The organism is Pelagibius sp. (assembly GCF_028281305.1).
Taxonomy (GTDB): Bacteria; Pseudomonadota; Alphaproteobacteria; order Kiloniellales; family Kiloniellaceae; genus Pelagibius.
The window spans coordinates 34,409-57,802 of the sequence record NZ_JANQKD010000015.1 but is presented as its reverse complement, the minus strand read 5'-3'; the positions used below and the strand labels follow the sequence as shown (position 1 = coordinate 57,802).

At 64.3% G+C, this 23,394-nt stretch carries 19 protein-coding genes; 15 read left to right on the top strand and 4 right to left on the bottom strand.

Annotated elements, in window-relative coordinates; translation table 11 throughout:
• Positions 1-20: 20 nt before the first annotated feature.
• Together Q0982_RS03540 and Q0982_RS03535 are read right to left on the bottom strand one after the other, a co-directional pair.
• Positions 21-1,052 carry a Gfo/Idh/MocA family protein gene (locus Q0982_RS03540; protein ID WP_299391755.1) on the bottom strand — a complete coding sequence of 344 codons (1,032 nt, stop codon included), beginning with the start codon at positions 1,050-1,052 and terminating at the stop codon, positions 21-23.
• A 27-nt stretch (positions 1,053-1,079) separates the two neighbouring features.
• Positions 1,080-2,201, bottom strand: a complete 1,122-nt coding sequence (locus Q0982_RS03535) for an isocitrate/isopropylmalate dehydrogenase family protein (protein WP_299391753.1) — start codon at positions 2,199-2,201, stop codon at positions 1,080-1,082.
• Between the two features lie 222 nt (positions 2,202-2,423).
• Between Q0982_RS03535 and otnK the strand changes: the two genes are divergently transcribed.
• The 7 genes from otnK (at position 2,424) to Q0982_RS03500 (ending at position 10,587) form a co-directional block, all read left to right on the top strand.
• Positions 2,424-3,689, top strand: a complete 1,266-nt coding sequence (otnK, locus tag Q0982_RS03530) for a 3-oxo-tetronate kinase (RefSeq protein WP_299391750.1) — start codon at positions 2,424-2,426, stop codon at positions 3,687-3,689.
• Between the two features lie 31 nt (positions 3,690-3,720).
• A complete protein-coding gene (locus tag Q0982_RS03525) occupies positions 3,721-4,035 on the top strand; it encodes a putative quinol monooxygenase (protein ID WP_299391748.1) in 315 nt (104 codons plus the stop codon).
• 153 nt (positions 4,036-4,188) lie between these two features.
• The gene (locus Q0982_RS03520; protein WP_299391746.1) at positions 4,189-5,634 is read left to right on the top strand and encodes an arylsulfotransferase family protein; all 1,446 of its coding nucleotides are present in this window, start codon (positions 4,189-4,191) and stop codon (positions 5,632-5,634) included.
• The gene (locus Q0982_RS03515; protein WP_299391744.1) at positions 5,631-5,915 is read left to right on the top strand and encodes a hypothetical protein; all 285 of its coding nucleotides are present in this window, start codon (positions 5,631-5,633) and stop codon (positions 5,913-5,915) included. The genes Q0982_RS03520 and Q0982_RS03515 overlap by 4 nt, the downstream gene beginning before the upstream one ends.
• A gap of 85 nt (positions 5,916-6,000) precedes the next feature.
• Positions 6,001-6,777 (top strand): hypothetical protein, encoded by a 777-nt coding sequence (locus Q0982_RS03510; protein WP_299391741.1) that lies wholly within the window; start codon positions 6,001-6,003, stop codon positions 6,775-6,777.
• 6 nt (positions 6,778-6,783) lie between these two features.
• Positions 6,784-7,926: a sulfotransferase gene (locus Q0982_RS03505; protein WP_299391740.1), complete on the top strand. Its 1,143-nt coding sequence runs from the start codon at positions 6,784-6,786 to the stop codon at positions 7,924-7,926.
• Positions 7,927-8,172: 246 nt separating this feature from the next.
• Positions 8,173-10,587, top strand: coding sequence for an FAD-dependent oxidoreductase (locus Q0982_RS03500; RefSeq protein ID WP_299391738.1), 2,415 nt, complete (start codon positions 8,173-8,175; stop codon positions 10,585-10,587).
• A gap of 7 nt (positions 10,588-10,594) precedes the next feature.
• Here Q0982_RS03500 and Q0982_RS03495 read toward each other — a convergent pair whose 3' ends face one another.
• Both Q0982_RS03495 and Q0982_RS03490 read right to left on the bottom strand, forming a co-directional pair.
• Positions 10,595-12,196 carry a caspase family protein gene (locus tag Q0982_RS03495; RefSeq protein ID WP_299391737.1) on the bottom strand — a complete coding sequence of 534 codons (1,602 nt, stop codon included), beginning with the start codon at positions 12,194-12,196 and terminating at the stop codon, positions 10,595-10,597.
• A gap of 21 nt (positions 12,197-12,217) precedes the next feature.
• On the bottom strand, positions 12,218-12,592 hold the full coding sequence (locus Q0982_RS03490) for a hypothetical protein (RefSeq protein WP_299391735.1): 375 nt from the start codon (positions 12,590-12,592) through the stop codon (positions 12,218-12,220).
• A gap of 895 nt (positions 12,593-13,487) precedes the next feature.
• Here Q0982_RS03490 and Q0982_RS03485 point away from each other — a divergent pair.
• From Q0982_RS03485 to Q0982_RS03450, 8 genes are all read left to right on the top strand, one after another.
• The gene (locus tag Q0982_RS03485; RefSeq protein WP_299391733.1) at positions 13,488-14,624 is read left to right on the top strand and encodes a TRAP transporter substrate-binding protein; all 1,137 of its coding nucleotides are present in this window, start codon (positions 13,488-13,490) and stop codon (positions 14,622-14,624) included.
• A 102-nt stretch (positions 14,625-14,726) separates the two neighbouring features.
• The gene (locus tag Q0982_RS03480; RefSeq protein WP_299391732.1) at positions 14,727-15,377 is read left to right on the top strand and encodes a TRAP transporter small permease subunit; all 651 of its coding nucleotides are present in this window, start codon (positions 14,727-14,729) and stop codon (positions 15,375-15,377) included.
• A complete protein-coding gene (locus tag Q0982_RS03475) occupies positions 15,370-16,725 on the top strand; it encodes a TRAP transporter large permease subunit (RefSeq protein ID WP_299391730.1) in 1,356 nt (451 codons plus the stop codon). The genes Q0982_RS03480 and Q0982_RS03475 overlap by 8 nt, the downstream gene beginning before the upstream one ends.
• A 13-nt stretch (positions 16,726-16,738) precedes the next feature.
• Positions 16,739-18,088, top strand: a complete 1,350-nt coding sequence (locus Q0982_RS03470; RefSeq protein WP_299391728.1) for an amidase — start codon at positions 16,739-16,741, stop codon at positions 18,086-18,088.
• Positions 18,089-18,140: 52 nt separating this feature from the next.
• Positions 18,141-18,329, top strand: coding sequence for a hypothetical protein (locus Q0982_RS03465; protein WP_299391727.1), 189 nt, complete (start codon positions 18,141-18,143; stop codon positions 18,327-18,329).
• 94 nt (positions 18,330-18,423) lie between these two features.
• Positions 18,424-18,717 (top strand): Hpt domain-containing protein, encoded by a 294-nt coding sequence (locus Q0982_RS03460; RefSeq protein ID WP_299391725.1) that lies wholly within the window; start codon positions 18,424-18,426, stop codon positions 18,715-18,717.
• Positions 18,718-19,190: 473 nt separating this feature from the next.
• Positions 19,191-19,913 carry a response regulator transcription factor gene (locus tag Q0982_RS03455; protein WP_299391723.1) on the top strand — a complete coding sequence of 241 codons (723 nt, stop codon included), beginning with the start codon at positions 19,191-19,193 and terminating at the stop codon, positions 19,911-19,913.
• A gap of 1,098 nt (positions 19,914-21,011) precedes the next feature.
• Positions 21,012-23,372 (top strand): hypothetical protein, encoded by a 2,361-nt coding sequence (locus Q0982_RS03450; protein WP_299391722.1) that lies wholly within the window; start codon positions 21,012-21,014, stop codon positions 23,370-23,372.
• Positions 23,373-23,394 lie beyond the last annotated feature (22 nt).

The following is a 23,394-nucleotide window of genomic DNA, read 5'->3' as shown; positions in this document are numbered from 1 at the left end:
GGGCCGCCTCTCGGGCAGGGCTAAAGCGGGATGCGGCGTCCCAGGCGGTCGGATTCGTACACGGCTTCCTCGATGCGCAGATTGGCCAGGTAGTCGCGGCCGGCGTTCATGACAGGACTGCCGGACAGCAGATGGTCGACCACGTGGCGCTGCAGGTGGAACACGCAATCCCCGCCGAAACCCTTGTTCTCCCAGGGATAGGTGATCACTTCCTCCATGTTGCCGCCAAAGGGGCGGAGGTAGAGCCGCCCCTCCCCATCCAACCGCAGGCTGCCTCCGGAGCCCTCAATCAGCATTTCTCCCATGGTCAGGCGCCGGTTTTCCGCCGCATGATCGGCCAGCCGGTTGCCGTCGAACAGCCCGCGGGCGCCGTCTTCGAAGTCCAGCAGGATGAAACCGGCATCTTCGCCGGCAATCGCCGGGTTCAGCCGGCGCAGCGCGGCATAGACGCCCGTTGCCTCGCCCAGCAGAAAGCGGAAGACGTCGATCAGGTGGATCGCCGTCTCGTGCACGAGAAAGCGCTCCATCTTCTGGAAATAGGGCTGGCGGTCCAGATACGCTTCCGGTCCCTGGCCGTCGCCGGGCCGCAGGCGAAACCCGGCCTGGTAGATCCGGCCAAGGCGGCCTTCTTCGATCAGCGCGCGGGCCTTTTGATGCCAGGGCTGGAAGCGGAAGTTCTCGTGAACCACCAGCAGAACGCCGGCTTCCTCGCAGAGGGTGACGGCTTCCTCGGCCTCTTCGAGGGTCTGGCAAAAGGGCTTCTGGCAGATGACGGCCACTTTGCGTGCTGCCGCCTGCCGGATGAGGTCCAGGTGGGCCGGCGGCGGGGCGATGATATCCAGCAGGTCAAGGTTCTCCTGGGCCAGCATTTCCGCCACGCTGACATAGGGCGTGGCGCCGTGCATCTCGGCCACCTTTTGGGCGCCGACGGCGTCGCGGTCGCAGACACCGACCAGCCGCGCTTCTGCAATCCGGGCCCAGCCGTCGTAGTGAAACTGGCTGAAATAGCCGGTGCCGACGGTCCCAAGTCTGAGCGCGTCCTGTCCTGCCACGCCGTGTCGCTCCGCGTCGCGCCGGCTTCAGATCGCAGCCACTGCCGCGGCCTCGGGGTCGCGCAGCGCCGCCATCACCGCTTCGGTCACAGCCAGGGTGCCGGACGACCCACCGAGATCGAAAGGCACCACCGCGCCGGAGGCGAAAACGCGGTCGACCGCCTTGCGGATCATCGCCGCGGCCTGCGCGCAGGCCGGCAGGCTTTCGCGGACCGCCAGCCAGTCCAGCATCATGGCGCCGGAAAGGAACATGGCTGTCGGGTTTGCCTTGCCCTGTCCGGCGATGTCGGGTGCGCTGCCGTGGCAGGGCTGGAAAACCGCATGCTCGTCGCCGATGTCGGCGGAGGGGGCCATGCCCATGCCGCCGATCAGCCCGGCGCCGAGGTCGGAGAGGATGTCGCCGAACATGTTCTCGGTCACCAGAACGTCAAAGTCCCAGGGGTGGCGGACCATGTTCAGCGCGGTTGCGTCGATGTAGGCATGGTCGGAGCCGATGTCCGGATGCAGCGCCGCGCGTTCATCGAAAACCTTGCGGAAGAAAGCGAAGGAGGTGAACACGTTCGCCTTGTCGACGCAGGTCACGCGCCCGGGCAGTCCCGCCGCCTTGCGCTCGCCGGCCAGCTTGAAAGCGAAGTCGAACAGCCGTTCGCAGACGGCGCGGGTGATGACCTGGGTGTCGCGGGCTTCGCTGTCGTTCTCCACACTTCCCTTGCCGCGGGCGGCGAAGAGGCCCTCGGTCGATTCCCGGACCAGAACGAAGTCGAGACCGGCGGCACGCGGGTCCGCCAGGACCGCCGGCGTGCCGGCGACGCTGCGCACAGGCCGGACCCCGGCGTAGAGACCGAACTCGAAGCGCAGGTCCAACTGCGGGGCCACCTCGGTTCCGTCGGGATAGCGGATGTCGGGCAAGCCCATGGCGGCCAGCAGGATGGCATCCGCGTTGCGGGCGGCCTGCAGCGAGGCCGGCGGCAGCGCGGTTCCCTCCCGGCTGTAAGTGCCGGCACCGGCGGGCAGGGACTTGAACGTCAGCCCGAAACCGCCCACAGTCTCGGTCACTGCCGACAAGAGGTCGAGGCAAGGCTGCATGATTTCGGTGCCGATGCCGTCACCCTCAAAGACCGCAATTTCGAGGCTCGTCTTCCCGCTCATGTTGATTCCATCTACTCCCACAGGTCCATATGCTCGCACGGGCGTCGCTCAGCGCGGCACGCCGGGAGCCACAGCCTTGCACTTTCATTGAAGATAATGCATACATTAAAGCATGCATATATTCCAGCGCCAATCGTTTCCTCTCATTTCCGGTGCCTTTGGGCAAGGGCGGGGACGATCGCCTGAGCCGCACCGCCCTGTGTGCAGAGCCTGAGTCGCCGCATGTTGCTGGGCTGCATTGCCGATGATCTGACGGGCGCCACCGATCTGGCGCTGATGCTGATGCGGGGCGGCATGCGGACGCTTCAGGTCATCGGCGTACCCGATGACGCGGGCAGCCTGCCGCAGGCGGACGCTGTCGTGGTGGCCCTGAAGTCCCGCACCATTCCGGCCGAAGAAGCGGTCGCGCAGTCGCTTGCCAGTGCGGAGGCGCTGCTGGCTGCCGGCGCGCGCCAGCTCTTCTTCAAGTACTGCTCGACCTTCGATTCCACGGACCGGGGCAACATCGGGCCGGTGACCGAGGCGCTGATGGAGCGCCTGGACTGTTCCTTCACGCTGGCCTGCCCCGCCTTTCCCGCGACGGGGCGCACGGTCTACCTGGGGCACCTTTTCGTCGGCAACCTGCTGCTCTCCGACAGCCCTTTGAAGGATCACCCGCTGACGCCGATGCGCGATCCCAACCTGGTTTCCGTGCTGAGCCGCCAGACAGGGCGTTCCGTCGGGCTTGTGCCCTTTGACGTCGTCGACCGCGGCGCTGACGTGCTGACCGAGGCCTTTCGCGAGGCGGAAGAGGCGGGGACGGCCATCGCCATCGTCGATGCGGTCAGTGATCGTCATCTTCATACCATCGGCGAAGCGGCCGCCGAGCTGCCGCTCATAACCGGCGGGTCCGGGGTGGCGATCGGCCTGCCGGAGACCTTCCGCCGCCGCGGCCAGATCGCTTCCGACGATCCGGTGGCCGGGTTTGCGCCGCCCAAGGGCCGCGCGGCCATTCTGGCCGGGTCCTGCTCGGCGGCCACCCAGGAACAGGTGGCCGAGGCGCGGGCGGCGGGCGTTCCTGCATTGCGGGTCGATCCGCAAGACCTCGCGTCCGGTCAGACCGGCGTGGCGGAGATCCTGGCCTGGGCGGCAGAGCAGGGCGGTGAGGGACCGCTGCTCGTGTATTCGACGGCCGCGCCGGAGACGGTGCGCAGCGTCCAGGACCGCTTGGGCCGGGACGCGGCAGGCGCCCTCGTGGAAGAGGCTTTGGCCCAGGTCGCCTGCGGCTTGGTCGACCAGGGGGTGCGGCGCCTGATCGTTGCCGGCGGCGAGACCTCCGGCGCCGTTGTCCAGGCGCTCGGTGTCCGGGTGCTGGAGATCGGGCCGGAGATCGATCCGGGTGTCCCCTGGACCGTCGCCGCAGGCACACCGTCCCTGGCGCTGGCCCTGAAGTCCGGAAACTTCGGCGCGCCGGACTTCTTTGTGAAGGCTTGGGACCTTTTGTCTTGAAAGACGGGCCGAGAGGTAAGAGGACGCAGCGATGTTCGTGGTGACGGTCGTTTTCGAGGTGGAGCCGGATTTCGCGGAAGACTTCCGCGCCGCGGTTCTCCGCCAGGCCGAGGTCTCCCTCAGCCGCGAGAGGGCTTGTTATCGCTTCGACGTGAGCAGAGACCAGAGCATGGACACCCGCTTCTTCCTCTATGAGATCTACGCTGACAAGGCGGCCTTCGATCTTCACCTTGCAAGCGATCACTTCGCTGACTTCGACGACAAGGTTGGCCCCTGGGTGACCGGGAAGACGGTGGACTGCTGGCTTCTGGACAGGGGCACAGGGGACAGGGCCACAGGCACCTGAATCCGGGAGATTCACGGGAATAAAGGCAACCGCCTGGGGGTCCATTCTCCCAGGAGGTTCGACCCTTGCAGCTTGCCCGATCTTTGATCCTCGCCCTTTGGCCAGAATACCGCCACGACTCTTGCGTCACGCAATCAAGAGAAAGAGCGGACCTTGGCTAGCGGTTCGATGGCGGAGTCCGCCCCCGGGCGGCGTGAGAGACGCGAGCACCGGCAGGGACCGGAACTGCGTCCGCTGCCGCCGCCGCTGATCGATCGCATCGCCCTGCCGGCCTTCGTGATCGCCCTTTTGTTCCTCAGTTTTCTGGGCGGGGCGATGGTGATCCTCACCAACGTGTTCCCCGCCGGCCCCCTCAGCGATGCCTACCGTGGCGGCAAGGCGCTGATCGACAAGACGCGCGCTTCGCGCGACCCTTTGACATCGGACTTCTGGATGCCCGAACGCCGGCCGGACCAGGGGGTGACGATCCACGATCCCGCGAGTGCCTTTCCGGGCTATACGCTTTACACCTCCGGCCATGGCAGCGAGGCCTTCCTGTTTTCCATGGAAGGCAGGCTGATCCATTCCTGGCAACTGCCTTACAGCGCCATCTGGTCGGCCGAAGACTCGCCGATTGTCGAGCCGCAGCCGGACCCCTTCCTGTATTGGCGCAAAGCAATGATGCAGCCGAACGGCGACCTGCTGGCGCTCTTCGTCGCAACAGGCGACACGCCCTGGGGCTATGGCCTCGTGAAGCTCGACAGCGAGTCCAATGTGCTCTGGTCCTATCTCGGTCAGACACACCACGATCTGGACATTGCCGACGACGGGCGGGTTTACACGCTGATTCACAAGATGCGCCGCACGACCTATGAAGACTTCCCGCAGCTGACCGTGCCGCGGCTGGACGACTTCGTGGTGGTGCTGTCGCCGGACGGCGAGGAGGAAAAGCGGGTCTCCATCCTCGATGCCCTGGTCAATTCCGACTATGCGCGCCTGCTGCACCGGGTGACGTGGTTCAACAAGCACGATTTTATCCACACCAACAACATCGACTACATCGACGCGGAGATGGCCGCCGTGCTGCCCTTTGCGGAAGAGGGGCAGGTGCTGCTGTCGTTCCGCGACATCGACAGCATCGCGGTCCTCGACCTGGAGCAGGAAAAGATCGTCTGGGCCCTGCGCGGCGCCTGGCTGGGCCAGCACGATCCCGATGTCCTGCCGAACGGCAACATCCTGCTGTTCGACAACATCGGCCACTTTGGACAGGGCGGTGAATCCCGGGTGATCGAGATCGACCCCCTGACCGGGGAGGAGGTCTGGGTCTACGCCGGCAGCGCCGAGCAGCCCTTCGAAAGCCGGGTCCGCGCCGCCCAGCAGCGCCTGCCGAACGGTAACACGCTGATCACCGAGTCGACCGGCGGCCGGCTGTTCGAGGTTACCGAGGACGGCCGCATCGTATGGGAGTTCATCAATCCCATCCGTGCCCGACACCCCGAGGACCCGGACCAGGTCATCCTGCCGGTCGTTTCCTGGGGCCAGCGGATCGCTGCGGACGATCTGCAGCCGGCCTTTCACGAGGCCCTTCAAAGAAAGGAAGAGGAGAGGAGCGCGCAATGAACCGGAATCCACTCGCGGCGACCGGCCTGGGTCTCGTCCTGTCGCTGGCCTGGACCGCGCCAGCACTCGCCTACATCGGACCCGGTGCGGGTCTTTCCCTGCTCGGGGCGCTCTGGGGCGTCGTGGCGGCTGTTGCGGCGGCTCTGCTGTTCCTCCTGATCTGGCCCTTGCGGCGTCTGATGAAACGCCGCCGCACGGCCCCGGTTACTTCGAGCACGTCTGCTTCGGCGACGGCGCGCAATCCGGAGTCCAAGAGCGCCGAGAAGACCTATTACGATTGACGCAGGAGGCAGAGGGTCCAGGGTGGTCCTCCGGGCCCTGGTTCGCCGCGCCGCGCAAGCATCGGATCGCTGAGATACCGCCTCCATGACCGGATTGCTCGATCTCACTTCGCCCCTGCTGTCGACGCTGGATGAGGGCCTTTCACCCTTGCTGGCCCCGGCCTGGCGGGTGGCGGTCTGGGGGCTGGTCGCAGCCTGCATCTCCATGGCTCTCTATGCGCTGCTGTCCCCGCAGAGGCGCCTGCGGCACGTCAAGGCCGGGGCGGAAGACGCCCGCCGCGCGCTGGACAGCCACGAGGGCAGCCTTGGCGAGGCCATGCCGCTGATCGCTGCCATGCTGCGCCGTGCGCTGGCGCAGTTGGGGCTGGTGCTGGGGCCCGCCGTGCTTGCCTCCCTGCCGGTGCTTTTCGTGATCGTCTGGATGAGCGGCGCTTTCGGCCACTTCATTCCATCCTCGCTTACTGTGGTTCCGCTCTCCGTGGAGCCGCAGGGGCTGGCGGCCCGCTGGATCGAGCCCCAGCGGAGCGGTGGCACCCCGGCCGGCGATGCGGTCGTCCAGGCCGCGCCCGAAGCGCCGCGCGCCCTGATCGAAGTGATCGATGCCCAGGAACGCGTGGTGGATTCCATTGCGTTCTCGGAACCCGTGACCAGCCTGCACAAGCGCCATTGGTGGAACCTGCTGATTGCCAATCCTCTGGGGTATCTGCCGGCGGAGGGGGCGCTGGAACGTGTCGAGATCGCTCTGCCGCGCCAGGAGATCATCGGCATGGGGCCGGACTGGCTGCGCGGCTGGGAGGTTCTTTTCTTTACCGCACTGGTCGGCGCTTCACTGGCGATCAAGCTGGTCTTCCGGCTGGTCTAGCGCGCAATGGCGGAGACCAAGAGCGGAACGGACAGCCGCTACGCCGGTTTTCGGGTGACACCCTGGGTGCATCACTGCGGCGGCCTTGTGGCCCGCAACCGCGCCTTCTGGATCCGCCTCGGCGATGGCGAGACACGGCTGCGCGCCGAAGAAATCGCCGAGACCAGGATCGAGGCGCCGATCTTTGTCTCGGGGCTCGCCCGCTCGGGCACCACCATCCTGCTGGAGGTGCTGGCCCGCCATCCCCGGGTCGCGAGCCACCGCTACAAGGACTATCCTTTTCTCTTCACGCCCTTTCTCTGGAACCGCTTCCTGAGCTTCGTGCCCCAAGGGCGCCAGACCGCGCGGGAGCGCAGCCACGGCGACGGCATCGCCGTCTCGCCGGACAGCCCGGAGGCCTTCGAAGAGGTACTCTGGATGGCCTTCTTCGACAGCCTGCACGACCCCCAGGTCAGCAACGTTTTGGACGGGGAGACAAGCCATCCCGCCTTTGAGCGGTTCTACGCCGATCACCTGCGCAAGTTGCTGCAGGTGCGCGGGCGCAGCCGCTATCTGGCCAAGGCAAACTACAACGTGACACGCCTGGAATACCTGCTGAAGGTCTTCCCCGATGCGCGCTTTGTCCTGCCCCTGCGCGCGCCGCTCGGGCAGATCGCCTCGCTGGTGAAGCAGCACCGCCTGTTCTGCGAGGGCGAGCGCCGCCACCCCCGGGCCCTGGACCATATGCGCCGCATCGGCCACTTCGAGTTCGGGCTCGACCGGCGTCCGGTCAACGTCGGCGACGGCGCCATGCCCGCCATCCTGACGGCCTGGGAGAAGGGGGCGGAGGTGGAAGGCTGGGCCCGCTACTGGGCCAGTCTCTACGGCTATCTCGCCGGGCGTCTGGCGCAGAACCCGCACTTGGCCGAAGCGGTGCTGGTCGTCCGCTTCGAGGAACTCTGTGCCAAGCCGTCCGAGATCCTGACCCGGGTCTGCGAGCACTGCCGCCTGCCCGGCAGCGCCCGTCTGGTGGCCGAGGCGGCTGAGCTCATGCGGATGCCGGCCTACTACCGCCCCGATTTCTCTCCGACGGAGCGGGCCACCATCGAGCGTCTGGCCGGGCCCGTGGCCGGTGCCTTTGGCTACAGCGACAGCCAGGGCGGGCTCTGACCGGTCCTAGGACGCCACTGGCTGTCGCATGCTGGCCTGAAAGCGCCCGGAACCGACGCCTAATCTCACTTTCAAGCGAACCGGACGAACCGGCGTCGGCTTTGGCATCATCCATCGTGATCCCCGCCATTGAAATCTTCGATGCCGGTGGGTCAGCATGGACGGGCCCCGGCGGAGGGAGGCAAGTAGCCAGCGGGCAAGAAGCTCCGACGTCCGGGAAATCCTCTTGCGCACAGGGATCGGCAGATGAAGTCTCATACCCAGGTTGTTGTCATCGGCGGCGGTGTCGTCGGCTGCAGCGTGCTCTACCACCTGACCAAGGCCGGCTGGAAAGACGTGGTCCTGTTGGAACGCGATGAGCTGACTTCGGGCTCGACCTGGCATGCCGCAGGCGGCATGCACACCCTGAACGGCGACCCCAACGTCGCCAAGCTGCAGCGCTACACCATCGATCTCTACAAAGAGATCGAGGAGATTTCCGGCCAGTCCTGCGGCGTCCATATGACCGGCGGGCTGATGCTGGCCAACACCGAGAGCTGGCTCGACTACCTGAAGGTCGCGCAGGGGCGCTCGCGGGTGCTGGGCCTGGACAACGAGTTCGTCTCCATGGCCGAGGCCAAGGCGATGCACCCCCTGCTGAACGAGGAGCGCTTCGTCGGTGCCCTCTACGATCCGCTCGAAGGGCACATCGACCCTTCCGGCGTCACCCACGCCTACGCCAAGGCGGCCAGGGTCGGCGGCGCTGAGATCGAGCGCTTCACCCGGGTCACCGACCTGCAGTCGCGCCCCGACGGCGGCTGGGATGTGATCACCGACAAGGGAACCATCCAGGCCGAGCACGTGGTCAACGCCGGTGGCCTCTGGGCGCGCGAGGTCGGCCGCATGGTGGGCCTCGAACTGCCGATCCTGGCGATGGAGCATCAGTATCTCGTTACGGACGAGATCCCCGAGGTTGCCGCGCGCGAGACCGAGCTGCCGCACTGCATCGACTTCGGCGGCGAGATCTACATGCGCCAGGAGCGCAGCGGCCTGGTCATGGGGACCTACGAGAAGGGCGGCGTGCCCTGGTCCGAGCGCCAGACCCCCTGGGACTTCGGCCATGAGTTGCTGCAGCCGGACTTGGACCGCATTTCCGACAATCTGGAAGTCGCCTTCGACCACTTCCCGGTGCTGGGCGAGGCGGGCATCAAGCAGGTGATCAACGGCCCCTTTACCTTCGCCCCCGACGGCAACCCGCTGGTCGGCCCGGTGCGCGGCCTCAAGAACTTCTGGGTCGCCTGCGGCGTGATGGCCGGCTTCAGCCAGGGCGGCGGCGTTGGCCTCGCGCTTTCAAGCTGGATGATCGACGGCGATCCCGGGCTCGACATCTTCGCCATGGACGTGGCCCGCTTCGGCGATTTCGCCACCATGGCCTATACCAATGCCAAGGTGCGCGAAAACTACGGCCGACGCTTCAAGATCACCTTCCCGAACGAGGAACTGCCGGCGGCCCGGCCTCTGCGGACCACGCCGGTCTACGAGCGCTTCAAGGCGCAGAACGCGGTCTTCGGGGCCGGCTACGGGCTGGAAACGCCGCTGTGGTTCGCGCCGGAGGGCGCCGAGCCCGTCGAGACGCCGAGCTACCGCCGCTCCAACGCCTTCGAGCCTGTGAAGGAGGAGTGCCATGCCGTCCGCGAAGCTGTCGGCCTCATCGAGACCTCTGGCTTTGCCAAGTACGAGGTCAGTGGCGCGGGGGCCGAGGGCTGGCTGGGCGAAATCCTGGCCAACCGCATGCCGCGCCAGGGGCGCATCGTGCTTTCGCCCATGCTGAATCACGAGGGTAAGCTGATCGGCGACTTCACGGTCGCCAAGGCCGGTCCGGAGCAGTTTTTCATCTTCGGCTCCGGCATTGCAGAGGACTACCACCTGCGCTGGTTCGAACGGCACATGGCGGAAGAGGGGGTCGCGCTGCGCTCGCTGCGCAACGAGATGGTCGGCTTCTCCATCGCCGGGCCGAAGGCGCGCGAACTCCTGGCGCGGCTGACCGCCGAGGACGTCTCCAACGAAGCTTTCCCCTTCATGGCCTTCCGCAGCATGGCGCTGGGCATGGTGCCGGCCTGGGTGGGGCGTATCTCGTTTACGGGCGATCTCGGTTACGAGATCTGGGTGTCGCCGGACTATCAGCTCAGGCTCTACGACGACCTGATGGCGGCGGGCGCCGATCTGGGTCTCCGACACTTCGGCCTGCGGGCGCTCGACTCCCTGCGCCTGGAGAAAGGCTTCGGCACCTGGGCACGGGAGTTCCGGCCGATCTACACGCCGGCCGAAGCGGGGCTCGACCGCTTCGTCGATCTGCGCAAGAACGCCTTCGTGGGCCGAGATGCGGTGCTGCACGACAGGGAGCAGGGGCCGAAGGTCCGCCTGGTGACTCTGACCGTCGATGCCGAGGCTGCCGACGTGAGTGGCGACGAGGCCGTCTGGCACGATGGTGCGGTGGTCGGCTGGGTGACCTCGGGCGGCTATGCCCATACCGTCGACCGCTCCGTCGCGCTCGCCTATGTGCCGAATGACCTGGCGACCGAGAACGGCAGCTTCGAGGTGGAGATCATCGGCGACCGGCGCGCCGCGCAGCTTCAGCCCGAGCCGCTGTTCGATCCCGCCCGCGAACGCATGCTGGGGTAGGGGGCAGCTAGAACTCGCTGAGAAGGGCGAGCAGTAGGGCCACGGAGCCGACGATGCCGACCCAGTAGACTCCCTTGATCACGGCGTTCAGCCGGGCGCCGGCCCGCTTCATCAGCACCCAGCCGGCAGCGGGCCAGCCAAGCATGGCGACCATGACGGCAAGGATCGAGAGGGTCTCAAAGGAGGCGGGTATCAGGATCAGGCCGGCGAGGACCCAGCCCACGCAGGCTCCGATGTCCGGCCATTTGGTGGCAGAACCCGTGGCCGGCTTGGCGGCGGCAGTCGCTGTCTGCGCGCTTTTCGGCGGCTGCTCGGCTTGAGGGTCCTTCGGCGGATCGTCGCTGGACTTCGCCTCGGCACCGGCCGCGGCAGGCCATAGGGATTCCGCCTTCTGCCCGCCCTTCGTCGTCGCTTCCGCGTGCGGTTTCATCTTGGCCGCAAAGCCCGACGCCAGTCCCAGCCCGTCCTTCAAGCCGGAGCCCAGGCCAGAGCCCAAACCGGAGCTCAAGCCGGACCATGAACGGGATCGCGCCTCGGGCTGGGGTTCGGTCTCGCTCTGGGGTCGGGGCTCGCTCTGGGGTCGGGGCTCTGGCTCCGGCTTTGGTGTCGGTTTTTCGGCTGCTGCGGGGGCATCGTCGGGCTGCACCTGCAGCCAGGCCGTCAGGAAGTCGCCGATGCGCAGGTTGGGGTCCAGCACCCGGTCGAGCAGCCCGTCGTAACGTGCTGCGGCACCATGGCGGGTTTCCTGGAAGGAGAGGTTCGATATCTCCAAAGCCTTGGTGAATACCATGTCCGGCAGCACGCCCTGATCCGCCATGGCGAAGAGGCGCGCGCGGATCGCCGCCCGGCGGGCCTCGCGCGGCTTGTGACTGCTTTGCGCAATCACCATCTCGCCCTGAACGTTCAGGTTCCACTTCATGGGGACCTGGTGGCTCTCGGCGATCACCTCGCGATGCACGTAGTCGTAAAGCTCGTTCATGGTGACGATGCCGTCGCCATCGACATCGGCAGCCCCGCGGATGCCGTCGATCAGGTGCTTGGTGAAGATGCCGAAGCCGTCGCGGATCTCCTCGCGCGCCGTCTGCACGTCGGTGGCAGCGGTCATGATGAAGGTCCCGCGCCCGCCGGCCATGAGGTTCAGCTGGTCTTCGACGTCACCGCGCAGAAAGGTCTTCTCGATGGCGCCGCTGTAACAACAGTCCAGGATCAGGGCCACCTTGGTGGTGCGGGCGTTGTCGATCAGGGAGCGAATGCGCTGGGCCGGGATCGACGTGGTCTCCAACTCGTCGCTGACGGTCTCGGTGGTGGCGAGATGGAGCTTCCCGGCGAGATCCGTCTTGCCGTGGCCGGCGTAGTAGATCAGCACGAAGTCGTCGCGGCCTGCCTTGCGCAGCACCTGATGGACCTTGCGCAGGGCGGCATGGCTGGGCTCGTTTTTGACGACCAGCAGTTCGGAAAAGCCGCCGATGGCCTCGTCCGTCAGCACCTCGTTGAGGCCGTCCACGTCGTTTTCGGGACAGGCGAGATCCTTCAGCTTGGGCTCGTCGGGAAACCTGCTGCTGGCGATCAGCACGCCATAGCGTTTGGGCTGGTTTGCATCCGCGCTCATCGGGCCGCCTTCCGGCTGCACTCAGCCGCTGTGCGCGCCGAAGAACGCCTGGGCCATCGCAATCGTTTCGTCGATGCGCTCGGCGCTCATGTTCTCGGTCTTGATGGTGAGTTTGCGCCCCTCGGGACCCTCAAAGGCCATCTCCAGGCTCTCGTCGCGCTCGAAGTAGGCCTTGATGACCTGAAACAGGGCAACCGCGGTGCCGCTGGTGATGACACTGAGGGCGATGGCGCCGAGTGTCACTGGGTCGCCGCGTTCGCCGGGGCGTGTAGCGCCGTTGGGCAGGCTTGCCTGCGCCGCCGTGTGGCGGTTGATGCTGCCGGCCAGTTCCCGCGCCATGGCCTGAACTTCCGCTGGCTCCAGCTGGCCGGATTTAAGAATGAGATTCTGGTTCATGACAGGAGCGCCACCTCTTCGCCGCTGTCCGAATGGCGGTACAGGGAACGGACGGCCAGGAGAGGACACCGCAGTGAAGGACGACTGAGTGTAAGAACACTGAGTGCGAAAACACTGCCGAGACTCGTATGCTGACCGTCTCCGACACTTGTTGCGACCCTAGCAGTTTCGCTTACAGGCGCATAGCTGCCCCCCGGGGGTACCGCTACTGCGTCCGCAGCTTCGCCTTTTGGGGAGGGGCTGTCGGGAGCAGCGGCCACGCATTCGCGCAAGCGTGATTTGGTCTCTTGGGCGGGCTGTGGCCTGATGCCAGCGAGACAGACGCTGTAACAGGAGTTGTGACACGCGGCCTGCGGCCAGCTTCGCTGGTAAGTGGTATGCTGGGCAAACCATTGAGTTGTCGATTTTTTTTGATGATCGCGGGCACTCGATGTGCATAATGGAAATCGTTTCCGGGATGTGGTAGCAGCGGGTTCCTTCGGGAGTCCGGCCGGGAGTTTGAAAGAAGGCTGCGGAAAGCAGCTCAAGGGATTGAACAACAGGGAGGTTCGTGGAGCGGGGGCCATCGTCGGCCGGCAGCAGGCCGGCTCGCATGTTGCCACCCGGGCTCCTGACACTTCATGATACAGCCGACGGCGCCGCGCCGAATCCTCCAGCCGGTCTGGGGGCTGCGGTCCGTATTTGCATATGTGCGCGGCTTGCTGTCCGGCTTCGGCGCCAAAGAGCAGCGGTCCGCGTCAGTGCCGGTCCTAGGGTTGGCAACCTTAGGTTTGTAAGGGCGAGCCTGTCCCCTGGTAGCGGGCCAGTGAAGTGAGGGAAGGACGTCGTGGGTAGAGCGGAAGCCCGCAAGGCTTCTGGAGCAATGGACCAACAAGGCCAACGAGGGAGGAAACTCGTGAAGAAGGACACTCAGAGCAAAAAGGTTACACGCCGCAAGCTGCTGAAGGGCGGCACCCTTGCCGCCGGTGCGGCAGCCGGCGTCATTGCCATGCCGCAGGTATCGCGGGCGCAGACCGTTACCCTGAAGATGCAGGGTTCCTGGGGTGCCGCGTCGATCTTCAGCGACATGGCCAAGCAGTACACAGAGCGCGTCGAGAAGATGTCCGGCGGGCGCCTGAAGATCGACTACCTGCCGGCCGGCGCGGTTGTGAAGGCCTTTCAGGTGCAGGATGCCTGCCATGACGGCATTCTCGATGCGGCCCACACGGTGACCGCTTACTGGTACGGGAAGAACAAGTCGGCCTCGCTCTTCGGAACCGGGCCTGTGTTCGGCGCCAATGCCTCGCAGATCCTTGCCTGGATCCACTACGGCGGCGGCAAGGAGCTCTATCAGGAACTGGTCCAGGATATCCTGGGTCTGGATCTGGTCGGCTTTTTCGCCATGCCCATGCCGACCCAGCCGCTGGGCTGGTTCAAGGAGCACGTTAAATCCGCCGAAGACATGCAGGGGTTGAAGTACCGCACCGTCGGCCTGGCAACCGACATCATGCAGGGCATGGGCCTGAAGGTGACCCAGCTTCCGGGCGGCGAAATCGTTCCGGCCCTGGAGCGCGGCGTGATTGAGGCCTTCGAGTTCAACAACCCGACCGCGGACAGCCAGTTCGGTGCGCAGGACGTTTCAAAGCACTATCACATGGGCTCCTACCACCAGGCGGCCGAATTCTTCGAGATCATCTTCAACAAGCGCCGCTTCGATTCCCTGGCGGACGAGCAGAAGGCGATCCTTGAATACGCGGCCGAGGCGACCAACACGGCCAACTACGGCTTTGCCATGGACAACTACTCCCGCGATCTGCAGAAGCTGATCAACGAGGACGGGGTGAACGTCTACCGGACCGACAGCACGATCATGAAGGCACAGCTCGAGTCCTGGGATAAGGTGCTCGAGGGCTTGGTGGAAGATCCCTTCTTCAAGAAGGTGGTGGACAGCCAGAAAGCCTGGGCGGAGCGGGTCGCTTTCTACGACCTGATGAACTCGGCCGACTACAAGCTGGCCTACCAGCACTACTTCCCCGGCAAGATCAACTTCTAAGGGAAGTAATCGGGGCCAAGATGTGGAGAGGGCGGCACGCCTGCGTGCCGCCCTTACCACAGGGCGCCGGCATGGTCGCTGACATCACATCTGGGGCGCGGCATGGAAAGCTACATACGTTTCGCCGATAAGGTTTCCGCTTGGTTCGGCAAGGCCTTCGCCTGGTTGATCCTGGTGATGACCTTCGGTGTCGGCTACGAGGTTTTTGTGCGCTATCTGTTGCGCGATCCGACCTCCTGGGCCTTTGACGTCAGCTACATGATGTACGGCACTCTGTTCATGATGGCCGGCGCCTACACCTTGTCGCGCGACGGTCACGTGCGGGGCGATTTCGTTTATCGTCTACTGAAGCCGAAGACCCAGGCGACCATCGAACTGGTGCTGTATTTCATTTTCTTCTTTCCCGGAATCATAGCGCTCATTCTGGCCGGCTGGAAATACGCCGCGCGCTCCTGGCGCTTTACCGAGGTCAGCGTGATGAGCCCGGCCAACGTGCCGATTTTTCAGTTCAAGACCGTTATCATCATTGCCGGAATTCTGCTCCTGATACAGGGCATCGCCCAGGTCTTCCGCTGCATCATTTGCATGCGAACCGGCGCTTGGCCCAAGCATACAGAGGAAGATGTCGAAGAGTTGGAGGATGTCCTCTTGCGCGAACACGAAAAGGAGGTCCTGAAGCACTCCTCCGAAGCGATCGATATCGTCAAACCCTTGGACCGGGACGGAAAAACGGGGGAGCGCCGCGATGACTGATCCTCAAATCGCGGTGATGATGCTGGGCATCTTCATCCTCGTCATCCTGCTGGGTTTCCCGATCGCCTTTACCCTGATGGCTATGGCCGTCGGTTTCGGCTACTACGCCTATTACGACCCGGAGCGCATGCGCACCATCTTCGATAACCGGGTCTTCGATCTCTTCGTCAACCAGACCTATTCGGTCATGGCCAATGACGTACTGACGGCAGTGCCTTTGTTTCTCTTTATGGGATACATCGTCGAACGTGCGAACATCGTCGACCGATTGTTCCATACCCTTTACATCGCCTCGCGGCGCATTCCCGGATCGATGGCCGTGGCGGCCCTTGCGACCTGCGCCATGTTCGCCACCGCGACCGGGATCATCGGCGCGGTGGTGACACTGATGGGCATGTTGGCCTTTCCGGCCATGCTGAAGGCGCGCTACGACACCAGCTTCGCGTCCGGCGTCATCTGCGCCGGCGGCTGCCTGGGGATTCTGATCCCGCCGAGCATCATGCTGATCGTCTACGCTGCGACTTCCAACGTCTCGATCGTCAAGCTCTACGCCGGCGCAATCATTCCTGGCTTCATGCTGGCCGGCCTCTACATGATGTACGTGATCGGGCGTGCCGTCGTGAATCCTTCGCTGGCACCCAAGCCGCGCGAGGACGAGGTGGAGGACGTCTCCGTCGGCCAGGTGGCCTTGATGCTGCTCACCTCGTTCTTTCCGCTGGCCTTTCTCATTCTCTCGGTGCTCGGTGCGATCCTCTTCGGCCTCGCGACCCCTTCGGAGGCCGCTTCCATCGGTGCCTTGGGCGGGCTTGTGCTGGCCGCCGCCTACCGCTCCTTGACCTGGCAACGGCTGCGCGAGTCCGTCTATCTCACGGTGCGCACTTCGGCCATGGTCTGCTGGCTCTTCGTTGGCTCCTGGACCTTCTCGTCGGTCTTCTCCTATCTCGGCGGCGAGCAGCTCATCAGCGACTTCGTGCTGGGGCTCAACCTCTCGCCTCTGGCCTTTTTGCTGATGGCGCAGCTCATCATCTTCCTGCTGGGCTGGCCGTTGGAGTGGTCCGAGATCATCATCATCTTCGTGCCGATCTTCCTGCCGCTGCTGCCTTTCTTCGGCATCGATCCGCTGTTCTTCGGCATCCTGGTTGCGCTCAATCTGCAGACCTCGTTCCTCACGCCGCCGATGGCGATGGCGGCCTATTACCTGAAGGGCGTGTCGCCACCGCATGTTCAGTTGATGCAGATCTTCAAGGGGGTAATGCCCTTCCTGGTGATGATCCTCATCGCCATGATCATCATGTACAACTTCCCGGGCGTCGCCTTGTTCCTGCCCGAGTACTTCTACGGGAACTGACGCGAAAGGCCGGGTGGTGGATCAGATGGTGACGGAACGCCTGCCGGGAGCAGCCGAGGCCGCAGCGGCCATCGCGGAGGGCAGCCTGCGCTCCGAAGAATTGGTGCGCGCCTGCCTCGAGCGGATCGAGGCAAGCGAGGAGGCGGTTCAGGCCTGGACCTTTCTGGACCCCGACTATGCCCTGAAGCAGGCCCGCGAGCGTGACGCTTTTCGCGGCTCCGGCCGGCCCGTCGGCCCGCTGCATGGGGTGCCCGTCGGCTTGAAGGACATCATCGACACCGCCGACATGCCGACGGAGAACGGAACGGCTCTGGACGCGGGCCGGCGGCCGCGTGAGGACGCGACGATGGTGGCCCGTCTGCGGGCGGCCGGGGCGGTCGTTCTGGGCAAGACGGTGTCGACAGAGCTGGCCTTCTATGGACCCGGGAAGACCCGAAACCCGCACGATACCAGCCGCACGCCGGGCGGATCGTCCAGCGGTTCGGCTGCGGCGGTGGCTGCCGGGCACGTGCCTGTCGCGGTCGGCTCCCAGACCAATGGCTCCACCATTCGTCCGGCTTCGTTCTGCGGTGTGGTCGGCTTCAAGCCGAGCCACGGCCTGATTCCGCGGACCGGGATGCTGACCCAGGCGCCGCTGCTCGATGCGGTGGGGATCTTCGCGAACTCGGTGGAAGATGCCGGACTTCTGGCCGATGCCATGGCCGGTCACGACCCCGCCGACGGCGAGACCTTCCCCTTGGCGCATCCGCAGCTGCAGAGGACCGCAGGAGCCGCGCCCCCCGTCAAACCCGCTTTCGCCCTGGTGAAGGGGCCGACCTGGGACGCCGCCGCCGCCGATACGCGCGAGGGCTTGGAAGAGCTGCAGGGGTTCCTGGGTGATGCCTGTGACGAAGTGCCCCTGCCGTCGGCCTTTGAGCGGGCGCACGAGCTGCACCGTGTGTTGATGATGGCCGGCTTCGCCAAGAACCTTTCATCCTACTACGAGCGCGGGGCGTCGCACCTGAGTGCGGTGATGCGCGCTGCGATCGAAGAGGGACGCCGGGTTCTGGCAGTCGACCACGCTCTCGCGGAGGAATGGCGCGCCGTTCTGAATGCCGGGCTGGAGGAGATCTTCGAGCGCTATGACGCGGTCATCACGCCAGCAGCCATCGGCGAAGCGCCGGAGGGCCTTTCTGCCACGGGCGATCCGACCTTCTGCACGCTCTGGACGTTCTGCGGGACGCCGGCGGTTTCGCTGCCCTTGTTGCAGGGCTCGGCGGGGCTGCCGATCGGCGTTCAGCTTGTCGGGCCGCGCGGCGATGATGCGCGCCTGCTGCGGACCGCCCGCTGGCTGACAGAGCAACTTGTGGAGCCCCGGGAATGATGTCTAATGTCTTTATGCGGCCGCGCAGGGCGGCACAAAGGAAGGATGCGCAATGCCCCTGATCGACAAGGTTCTGGCGGCGCTCTCCATGGCGCTTCTCATCGCCTTTCTGGGTATCCTGATCTGGTGGGTACGCGAGCCTGACCTGATCATCGTGGTCGCCGTCGTCAGCGCCATGGCCGTGTATGATTTCTGGAAGGGTGCGGGGCACGGCGAAACGATCAAGATGCACAGAGACTGAAGGCCCTTCCGATGCCGTGCGGCCTCCCGGAAGCGCACGCTGGCGGAACGCAGCGGCGGGACGAAGGGGCGGTTAGGCTGCGGCGGAAAACCCCATGACGCCGGCAGAGATGCGCGCCGCCTTTCAAGCCGACCTGGCGCGTCGCGTTGCGATGATGGAGAGGTTGCTCGATCAGCTTGAGGCCCGGTCCGCCGGTGGGGCGGAGATCGCCGATGCCCTGGCCGCGCATCTCCATGACATCAAGGGAACCGGCCGGCCTTTCGGCGTGCCGGAAGCCACCGATCTGGCGCGTAGTTTCGAGCATAGGTTGAAACAGGGCGGAGATCCGGCGGCGTTGGATCCGGCAGTGCTCCGGGAGCTGTTGGGGAAGCTCAAAGCATTGTGTTGACGCCAAGGCACGGCGCGGGCTTGCTTTTTCGGCGATCATGGCGACGTTCCAGGGTTGAACCTCTTGATCACAATTACGCGTGCTGTGATCAATGCAGCGAAAGGGCCTATACGCCACTCATCTATGCCGCTATCATCAACGTCCGGGGTTGATTGCAAGTCGTACTATTCAGAGTGGTAATTTTGCCAAAGTAAATCCTTTTGTTTGTTCTCTGGGGGTTTCTCTCAGCACTCTCGAGTGTAGCCGCATTTGGGGCCCCATAAGGCAGTTTGACACTGCACAGGACAAGAGGTCTGAAGGTGCGCGCCAGGGGCGTCCCAAGCAGGGGCGCGGAGACTGGGCGGAGACTGAAAACCGAAAGGTTTACTCCTTCCTGTTCGCTTGGTGCTGCATTGGGTTCAGTGGGGTTTCACGCGCCTGCAATTTAGCTCCGCTAGGTTGAGTTCATCACGGTCGTGGGAGAGGGAAGACCGATGAGAATTGCCCTGGCAGACGATCATGAGCTTTTCCGGGCCGGTCTCGGTTCGGCACTGAAGGACGCTTTCGGTCCGGGGGCAGAGGTCCTGGAAGCCAGCGATCGTGCGAGCTTGGCCAAGATCATTGAAGCGGAACGCGATCTGGATCTGGTGATCTGCGATCTGCGGATGCCGGGTATGGAGGACGCCGACTGCATAGCGCAGCTGGTCTGTCTGAACCCGGCGGTTCCCTTCGCCATGGTTTCCGCCTCAGACGATCCTGCCGATGCCTGCAGGGCCATCAAGCAAGGTGCCAAAGGCTATATCCTGAAGAGCGACAGCCTGGCGGTTTTGCAGCATGCCCTGGAACTGATCCTGGCCGGTGGAACCTACGCCCCGGTCCAGGCGCTCATTTCGGACACCCCGGCACCCTGCGGGCAGCGGCGGCCCTTGCCGGCTCTGCCGGCTTTGAGCAACCGTCAGCTCATGATCTTCGAACGCCTGGCTGATGGTAAGTCCAACAAGATCATCGCCCGGGAACTGGGGATTGCGGAGGGTACGGTTAAAGCACAGCTCCGCACCGTGTTCCGCAAGCTGGGCGTTGCCAACCGGGTGCAGGCCGCGCTGGTGGCCGCAGAGGTCCTGAATGCGTCGGCCGTCCCGGCGAAGGCGGACAAACCGCGTGCGTCCGGCGGCGGCACGGTCGAAGAAAACGTCTATCCCTTCCCAAACCAGGCCTGAGCGCGCTGAGCCCGCTGAGCCCAGGATGCCGCCGCCGCGCTGAGGTCGGCAGCACACCTGGGACCGCGGGGCTCAGCGCTGCTCGATAACGTCCGACAGCGCATCGAAAGCTGCGGCGCAGCGGTTACGCCGCGGCTGGAAAAACTCCACGCTCTTCCTGCGATGGCATGTCGCTTGCTTAACTTTGGGGCGAGTGGCCGAGGTAACGGTGCGGTGCTCGAGACCGGTCGCTCGGACCTGGGCGGGGGATGTGATGAACATAAGGGTTGTTGGATCGCTCCTGGCCGTCAGCGCAGCTTTGCTTTTCTTTGCGGTGAGGGCGGGATCGGCGGATTTGCCGGGCGTGGCCGTTGCGTTTCTGGACGGTGAGACGGCAGCAGTCAGTGAAAAAGAGTTGGACCGCCAGCAGGCAAAGGGCCTTTCGGATCAGGGGTTTGAAGCGCCCGGCACCGGCGGTGACTGGGGGGTCATTCTGTGGGACGAGGCAAGGCCGCCGAAACCCGGCGCGCCGCCTGCGCCTCAGCCGGGCCAAGGACATAGTTCCATCTCGACAAGCACGCGGTGATGTCAGCCGGTGGTCCTCGACGCGTGGCTGCTCACCATGCGATGGCGTTACAATCCTGAACGGCTGTAACGTCCCTGTAACACTCGCGGCAAGGATAGCGTGGGTCGCCTCGACCGCGGTCCGGTTCCCGGCAATTAAGGGGTAGAGCGGCTGACCCGAGGCTGGGCAGCGCGCGCGTGGTGTCGTTTGCCGGTGCCATCTGTTTCGTCGGGCATACAAAGCGTAAAGCAGATGTACGGCCTGTACAGCCGTCACCGCAGAGTGGTGGCGCCTCGCTTCGACCCAACCTCCAAAAAAGCACCCTAACACCCTGGGATTCATGGACTTCGGGCTGTGACCCTGATGTGGCATGGCGGTTGCTGTAAGGGTGGCAGGGGTGCGTGCGATGGACGGACTCCTGACCGGAAGGTCCCGTAGAGGTCGATCCCGGGGGCAACCCAGGGAGCAAAGGTCCGTCGGGGTCGGCTTCCGGGGTACCAAACCCCCAGGGACGGGGGCAAAGGAACCGGATGAAGCATCAAGAGGAGAAAACCATGAAGAAGTCTCTCATTGCGGGGGCCTCCGTCTTCGCACTGGTGGCGGGCTATGGCGCCTCCGCATTGGCCGATGATGTCAATGTGGCCGTCAGCCTGGGCACCTTGAACCAAACGGTCGTCAACTCGGCCACGGTGACCGAGGAAAACGACGAGGCCAACCAGGGTATCGCTGGTGGCGCGCAGGACTCGCTGAACAACGACTTTGGCAGCGACACCTTCGAAGATCAGGTTCTCAATCAGAACAACATCAACTCCGGAATCAACTCTGGTCAGCAGGGCGGCAACGCTGCGGCCATTGCCGTGGATCAGGACGGCGTTCTCGACCTTGGTCTTGATCCGGAATTCGATGCCAACGTCGCAATCTCTGGCAACATCGCCGACCAGGACGTCACCAACACGGCTTCGGTCGACTCCACCGACGGGCCGGTTCCCGACAACGCCGATCCGGAATTGGAAGAGGATGGCATTGCGGGCGAAGCCCTGCGTTCGCTGAACAACGACTTCGGCAGCGACACCTTTGACAATCAGGCGATCAATCAGAACAACATCAACTCGGGCATCAACTCGGCTCAGCAAGGCGCCAATGCCGCCGCGCTGGCCGTGGACTTCGACGGCTCCGAGGATGAAGTCAGTGTCAACGCGGCCTTTTCCGGGAACTATCTGACTCAGGAGGTGTCCAACGAGGCGCTTGTGACCGACGGTGACCCGGGCGACAACGGCAACGAGGACAACGACGCCATCGCCGGCGAAGCGGTTGACTCGCTGCGCAATACCTTCGGCACGCAGACCTTCGAGAACCAGGTGATCAACCAGAACAACATCAATTCTGGGATCAACTCTGCCCAGCAGGGTGCCAATACCGCGTCGATCGCTGCCAGCATCGGCGACCCCGACATCGATCTCGGCCCAGGTGATCCGGACTCTGAAACCGACGACGCGATTTCGGATGCCATCGGTGCCATTGAGGACGCTCTGGCCTTCGACGTCGGCGGCGCCGGTCTTGGCAACATGGGCGGCGATGTCGAAGCCTTTGAAGCCAACATCGCGGCTTCCCGCTCGCAAGGCGAACAGACGGTCGTCAATAACGCTGACAACAGCGGCGACTCCGAAGCCAACGAAGATGGTGACGAAGACGGCGGCATCGGTGGAGATCCGGTGAACTCGCTGCACAACAACTTCGGCGACGACACCTTCCGCAAGCAGGCGATCAACCAGAACAACATCAATTCTGGGATCAACTCTGCCCAGCAGGGTGCCAACACCACCTCGATCGCCACGGATACGGATGGCGCCTTCAACATCCTCGATCTGAACATCGCGGTGTCCGACTCCAATCAGACGCAGACGGTCACCAACACCGCTGCGGCGGATGATGAGGACAACGACGGTGTCGGCGGCTTCGACCCGGACAACACTGATCCGGACGAGCCGAATAACTCGCTGTTCAACAGCTTCGGCAGCGATACCTACCGGGAACAGGTCATCAACCAGAACAACATCAATGCCGGCATCAACTCGATGCAGCAAGGCATGAACACCACCGCGATGGCCATCGACAACTCCGGTTCTTTCGCTGACGGCAATGCCGCCTGGGCCAGCACCACAGGTGTGCAGAACGGTTCCAACTCGGCGACCGACGATTCCGACGGCGTGCTTGACGATACCGGCCTCGGTATCGGTGGTAATCCGAAGCAGAACAACCTCAACAACGTCTTTGGAAGCGACACCTTCAGAGAGCAGGGCATCAATCAGAACAACGTCAATGCCGGCATCAACTCCGCGCAGCAGGGTGGCAACACCTCTGCTCTGGCGGTGGCTGACAACGTGAGTTTTGTTGATGTCAACCTGAGCGCTGCCACCACCGACCTGACCCAGGGGAGCGAGGAAACCCCGCTGTCAAATCTGGCGTCGACCACGGGCGACAACAGCAGTGGCATTGGCGGCAATCCGCAGGGCCTGGGTGATGGTATCGATCCGCTCTCCAACGAGTTCGGATCCGACACCTTCCGTGAGCAGGTGATGAACCAGAACAACATCAACTCTGGTATCAACTCCGCCCAGCAGGGTGCCAACACCACGGCCTTGTCCTTGGATCTTGGTGGCCCGGGTGGCGTCGACCTGAACGGTGCTGTCAGCCTTGCCTCTCTGTCGCAGACGGTGACCAACACCGCTGTGGCCGGTGGCATGGGCAATGCCGGTATCGCCGGCGGGCCCAACAACGCCCTGAACAACAACTTCGGGAACCACACCTTCCAGGACCAGGTGATCAACCAGAACAACATCAATTCTGGCATCAACTCGGTTCAGCAGGGTTCGAACACGGTTGCCATCGCTGTCAGCGGCGGTACCGGTTTCTAAAACTGGGTAATGGCCCTCAAAA